1 protein-coding gene is annotated in these 1,485 nt (G+C 57.4%); it reads left to right on the forward strand.

Annotation, left to right across the window (positions count from 1 at the left end; genetic code table 11):
• Positions 1 to 681, forward strand: a 681-nt coding sequence (locus Z052_RS16675; RefSeq protein WP_241897977.1) for a methyl-accepting chemotaxis protein, incomplete at its 5' end; no start/stop codon positions are given.
• Between the last annotated feature and the right edge of the window lie 804 nt (positions 682 to 1,485).

Below are 1,485 nucleotides of genomic sequence, written 5' to 3' on the forward strand. Positions count from 1 at the left end.
ACCGTGACCGTACCAGATGTGACGCGACGGTGGGGGTGGGAAGGCGACAACAGCGAGACAGCGATACTACGGGAGCGGCGAAGCGACGGGGACGGCGAAGGAAATGACGACATCGCGGACCTCAAAGACGAGTTCGAAGAAGTCGAAGAGCTCGTCGGTGTGATCAACGACATCGCCGAGCAGACGAACATGCTCGCGTTGAACGCAAACGTCGAGGCGGCGCGGAGCAACAGCGACGGCTTCGCGGTCGTCGCCGACAAGGTGAAGAATCTCGCGAATCGCTCCCAGGAGCAAGCTGACGGGATCGAAGGCATTGTCGCGAGGATCAAGGAGAAGGCTTCCAAAACCACCGCCGAAGTGGACGCAGCCAACGACGAGATACAGTCTGCGAGAGACGACATCCAAGCCGTCCTCGAGAACCAGAAGCAAATTCTCACCGCAGTTGAGCAGACCGAGAGTGGGATCAGCGAGATTGCCGCTGCGACAGACGAACAGGCGAGCGTGGCCGAAGAGATATCGAGTGCCGTCAACGACGTCTCCGAGCGGGCCACCGTCGTGAGCGAGGAGATCGCAGAGATCGCGGCCGAAAACGAAAGCCAGACAGAGATGGTCTCCCGACTGGCTCGGCAGGTTGAACAGATTGACCGTGAACTGGCGAGTGTGATGAATCGGTCAGTTTGAGCGGTCCGCGCCCCACAGACAGAACAACACACCCACCCCACGTTTCCGCTGTAGATCTCCAGAATATCGATACTTCAGGCCGTCCCCTGTAGTCGTCTTTTTTGACATCTCCCTCTGTCTTCAGGCGGAAGAACCCCGACCACGGTTGGGATCTATGACATCGCGCGCAATGGCTACTCACGACCTGCGGTCACGCTGCTGTCCCAGAACAATACTTTCGCCCCGCTCGCCCGAAATATAAGTCACAGCGCCTCAAATTTTGAGGAGAGGGAGTACCGCTGGGCCGGTTTCAACAGCCGGATTAGCTCTAAAACAGTGTCACACGCTCCCTCTCCCCCTCGAAGTAGCCCGCGAACTCGTGAGAATGACACCTGATGACCCAGAGACAATCCGTGGCGACTGCTCGTTCTGCGGCGAGACAGTCACGGGTCGGCACGCAATCATCCACTATGAGACCACTGGCGGCGATCCGGGCATGTGGGCCGAATGTCCAAGCTGTGGCGAGATCGTTGACCCCACCCATGCTCAGTAAACAGTTCATCCAGCAGATCGTCAGGCTCGAGCCGTCATCGACAACGCACCACGAGTGCCGTCACTGTGGGTACAGTGTGGAGCAGGATGTCGATGAATGTCCACGGTGTGGCTCTCACGAAATTGCGGCCTACGATCTTGAGTAATTGCTGAAGTGGTCACGGTTGGTAGAGAAGGTTCAACTCCTTATGTAGCACCCGAACGCTAACATGGCACCGGTTGTTACATAAGGTATGGAGCAGCCGTCACCACCTATACTCAACGTCGAAAGTT

The organism is Halorubrum sp. C191 (assembly GCF_002727095.1).
GTDB lineage: Archaea > Halobacteriota > Halobacteria > Halobacteriales > Haloferacaceae > Halorubrum > Halorubrum ezzemoulense.